This is a genomic window from Streptomyces sp. NRRL F-5122 (genome assembly GCF_001507435.1).
Lineage (GTDB): Bacteria > Actinomycetota > Actinomycetes > Streptomycetales > Streptomycetaceae > Streptomyces > Streptomyces lannensis.
Genome location: NZ_LMWH01000036.1, coordinates 1 through 3,967, shown reverse-complemented (window position 1 = coordinate 3,967; position 3,967 = coordinate 1). Strand labels below are relative to the sequence as shown.

Annotated in this window: 3 protein-coding genes and 1 pseudogene; 3 read left to right on the top strand and 1 reads right to left on the bottom strand. The window is 67.9% G+C overall.

All coding sequences use genetic code 11. The features are described from left to right. Positions 1–199: pseudogene (locus ADL25_RS06060) on the bottom strand (haloacid dehalogenase type II); the annotation flags it as partial. Positions 200–702: 503 nt separating this feature from the next. On the opposite strand from ADL25_RS06060, the gene ADL25_RS06055 reads away from it, so the two are divergent. From ADL25_RS06055 to ADL25_RS06045, 3 genes are all read left to right on the top strand, one after another. Beyond that, the gene (locus ADL25_RS06055) at positions 703–1,560 is read left to right on the top strand and encodes an aldo/keto reductase (RefSeq protein ID WP_199839119.1); all 858 of its coding nucleotides are present in this window, start codon (positions 703–705) and stop codon (positions 1,558–1,560) included. Positions 1,561–1,683: 123 nt separating this feature from the next. After that, the gene (locus tag ADL25_RS06050; RefSeq protein ID WP_079050206.1) at positions 1,684–2,355 is read left to right on the top strand and encodes a TetR/AcrR family transcriptional regulator; all 672 of its coding nucleotides are present in this window, start codon (positions 1,684–1,686) and stop codon (positions 2,353–2,355) included. 1 nt (position 2,356) lies between these two features. Next, complete coding sequence (locus tag ADL25_RS06045) at positions 2,357–3,205, top strand: oxidoreductase (RefSeq protein ID WP_059126586.1); 849 nt, start codon at positions 2,357–2,359, stop codon at positions 3,203–3,205. Positions 3,206–3,967: the final 762 nt, after the last annotated feature.

Here is a 3,967-nt window from a genome sequence, read left to right as displayed (position 1 = left end):
GGAGCACGGCGCCGCCGATGTCGGTGAACGGGACGTACACGCCGCTGAGGGTGAGCGCCTCGGAGTAGGTGATCAGGTGGGCGAACCACAGGCGCAGGGCGGCGGGATCGTCGAAGATCCTCTCGAAGACGGGGCGGATCGCGTCCAGGTCGAGCAGGGTCTCGTTGACGTCGAACACTACGATCGGTCGCTCAGGCATGACCGGGCTTCCGTTCATCCGTGGGCCGGCAGACTCGGACCGCCGCCACGACCGCTGGGATGGCCGGTCCGGTCGCCCCGGCGGGCGCGGGCAACCGGAACACTCGGGCAAATGCGTCGACGACGGCATCGACAGTATGAGGCGCGAGTGATGCGGTGGAACGCCGTACACGGGGCGCCACGCATCTCTGCGCCCTGTCGCTGACGCGTACTGGGCCGATCGGCTCATGGCGGCGCGGTCGAGCGCGGGCCTCGGTCTTGTGACCGACGGCCATATGCCGCCCGGCGGGGAAGTCGCCCGGGCCCCCGGCAGCACCGACACCGCAGATGCCACCGGGCTCGCCGCCGCATCGCACCGAGTGCCCGGCGTGCCGTCGTCCGCACTCGAGCGTCAGTCACCGGGCTGAACGCGGGAAACCATCAGAAGCGGGGGTATGCGAGGTCCGATTGGCGGTTCCGGGCCTGTGAAGTAAACTGTCCGTACAGTTCACTTCTGGAGGCATGATGAGCGAGATTTCTGCCGGCGCCAGCGGTACCTTCACTCTGGGTGAGCTGACGCTCACCCGTCTCGGCTTCGGCTCGATGCAGTTGACCGGCCCCGGTGTGTGGGGCGAGCCCGCGAACCGGGCGGAGGCCGTCCGGGTCCTTCGACGGGCGGTCGAGCTGGGCGTGAACTTCATCGACACGGCCGACTCCTACGGTCCGTTCACCGCCGAGCTCCTGATCAAAGAGGCTCTGCACCCGTACGCCGACGACCTGGTCATCGCCACGAAGGCCGGATTCACCCGGCAGGGACCCGATCAGTGGATCCCCCTCGGCCGGCCGGAATACCTGCGGCAACAGGCCGAACTCAGTCTGCGCCACCTCGGCGTCGACCGCATCGACCTCTTCCAGCTGCACCGCATCGACCCCGCTGTACCGCTGGAGGACCAGGTCGGCGAGCTGAAGAAGCTCCAGGACGAGGGAAAGATCCGCTACATCGGCCTCAGTGAAGTCAGCGTCGACCAGGTCAAGGACGCCTCACGAATCGCCGACATCACCACGGTTCAGAATCTGTACAACCTCGCCAATCGCTCGGCCGAGGACCTGCTGGACCACGCCACCGAACGGGGCATCGGTTTCATCCCCTGGTTCCCGCTGGCCACCGGTGAACTGGCCGGGCCGGACGGCCCACTCGCGGCGCTGTCACAGCAGTACGGAGCCTCCCCGTCCCAGCTCGCACTCGCCTGGCTGCTCAAGCGCTCGCCGGTCATGCTTCCCATCCCGGGCACGTCGAGCGTGGCGCATCTGGAGGACAACATCGGTGCCGCCTCGATCCAGTTGGACGACCAGGCCTTCGAGACCCTTGCCGGAGCGGTCTGACACTCCCCGTCCCGTCTCCGTGTATCGGGACACCCCCCCACGGTGGACCGGACGACAGGCCACCACCGGATCGTCGCCCGTCACGACGGTCCCCGCGCCGAACGCCTTCACAGGAGCAGGACGATGACATCGCGCAAGGCCAAGGACCCCTCCGTTCCGCGAGAGACGTCGGAGGGGATCGTCGCCCACCCCACCGGGCCGCGGAGCGAACGCATCCATGAGACGGTGCTCCTCGCCACGCAGGAGCTGCTGTCCGAGGGCGGATTGCCGGCGGCCACCGTGGACGCGATCGCAGCCCGCTCCCAAGTCAGCAAGGCGACCATCTACAAGCATTGGCCGTCGCGGACCGCGCTGGCCGCGAAGGCGTTCGGCCGCATGATGGCTCAGGCGCTGCCTCTGCCGGACACCGGTGCCGCCGTCGGTGACCTGACCGAGCAAGTGGTGCGGGTCAGCGCCTTCTACGGCAGTGAGCGCGGAGTGGTCTTCGCCCAGTTGCTCGCCGCATGCGTGGACGATCCGGCAGGCGCTGCCTACTTCCGTGAATACTTCCTCGCCGGCCGGCGGGCCGCCATCACCGAACTCTGGCAACGCGCCGTGGACAGAGGCGAGGCGGATCCGTCGATCGCCGTGGACGACGTCATCGACATCCTCTTCGGCCCCTTGATCTTCCGCCGCCTCACGGGCCACTACACCCTCACCGAACACCATGCCCGCGCACTCGCCGGCACAGCGCTCAAGGCGCTGCTGACGGCGGATGCGCTCTCCTCTCCCCATCGCACACCACCGGAAGAGTGATATGTCGAAGACCTTCCTCATCACCGGCGTGAGCACCGGACTGGGCCGCGCCATCGCCACGGAGGCACTCCACGCGGGACACACCGTCGTCGGAACGCTGCGCGATCCGGAGCAGATCAAGGACTTCGAGTCCCTCGCGCCGGGGCGGGCACAAGGCCGCGTCATGGACGTCACCGACCACGACCAGGTCACCGCCCTGGTCGAGGAGGTGACCGAGGCCGTCGCTCCGATCGACGTACTGGTCAACAACGCCGGATACGGCGTGGAGGGCACCTTGGAGGAGGCCTCCCTGGACGACGCTCGTGCCCAGTTCGAAGTCAATGTGTTCGGCGTCATCGCCGTCACGAAGGCCGTCCTGCCCTCCATGAGGGAACGCCGCACCGGGCACGTCTTCTTCATCACGTCCATGGGCGGACTGCGGGCGTTCGCCGGCCTGTCCCTGTACCACGGCAGCAAATACGCCGTCGAGGGCATCGCCGACAGCCTGCGGCCGGAGGTCGAGCCCTTCGGCATCCGCGTCACCAGCGTCGAGCCGGGATCGTTCCGCACCGACTGGGCGGGCCGGTCCATGCACCGCGTCGAGCGCAGCATCCCCGACTACGACGAGGTCTTCGGCCCCATCCGTGAGAACCGCCTGGCCATCAGCGGCAATCAGCTGGGCGATCCCGCCCGGGCCGGGCAGGCACTGCTCGCGGTCCTCGACGCCCCCGACCCACCGGGGCACCTACTGCTCGGCAGTGACGCCGTCCGCCTGGTCACCCAGGCCCGCACGGCCGTCGACGAAGAGTTCGCCCACTGGCAGGAACTCTCGGTGTCCACGGACCTCCCCGACGGCAAGGTCATCGCGTGACGACGCGCCCGCACCGCCGCGGGCCGCACGCTGCGGCCGAAGACCCCCGGCCCGCAGCCGCAGCGAGAAGCAACGAACGAACAGGAAAGCCTGGACAGCTGGCACGCCTGGAAGGACCTGTCCGAGCGGGCACACGGAAGCCCGGCTGCCCGTCTTCCTCAAGCCACGTCTTGATCCGGCCCAGCGGCACGCTGGGTCAAGAGGCCCGAGGCCAGGGTTCCGGCGACACCTAACGCAGCGATGACCAACGCAGCAGTCGAGCTGCCCACACGTCCCTCCCTCGTGAAGGTGGACCCCCGTGACCGCGGTCGCGAGATGGACGTCTCACCCACGATGGTCCTGGTGCACGCGACCTTTCCGGTCCAAGCCTCTCATTCTGGGAAGGCCGGGGACGGCCCGCTGATCCAGCTGCCGACGCCGATCTTCGCCAACCCATTAGGGGACAGCCCTCAACCAAGATCGTGTTACGAGATCAACAGGCCCCTGGCCTGCTCGGTGGGCTGTCGGGTCGCTGGCGCCATCACTGCTCGTCGCGCTCATGCCCGTAGCGGGTGCGACGCTCCTCGCCTCTCGGATCGACGTGCCCTTACGAGTACGTATCGCGCAGGTCGAATCGAACCTGGGCCTCTAGCCTCGCGCTTTCACGAGGCAGTGCGTCCGGGGGGTGGGTGATCAGAAACGCGAAGAGTGCTCCTGACCTGCAACGATGGGACTTGTCTAGGGTCCAGGTCGTCGCATGAAAGAAGCACTCTCCAGGTGAAG

What these genes read in the sequence shown, in the direction of transcription:
- ADL25_RS06055 (WP_199839119.1), top strand. Translation starts at nt 703, where the DNA reads ATGAGCGAGATTTCTGCCGGCGCCAGCGGTACCTTCACTCTGGGTGAG.
- ADL25_RS06045 (WP_059126586.1), top strand. Translation starts at nt 2,357, where the DNA reads ATGTCGAAGACCTTCCTCATCACCGGCGTGAGCACCGGACTGGGCCGC.
- ADL25_RS06050 (WP_079050206.1), top strand. Translation starts at nt 1,684, where the DNA reads ATGACATCGCGCAAGGCCAAGGACCCCTCCGTTCCGCGAGAGACGTCG.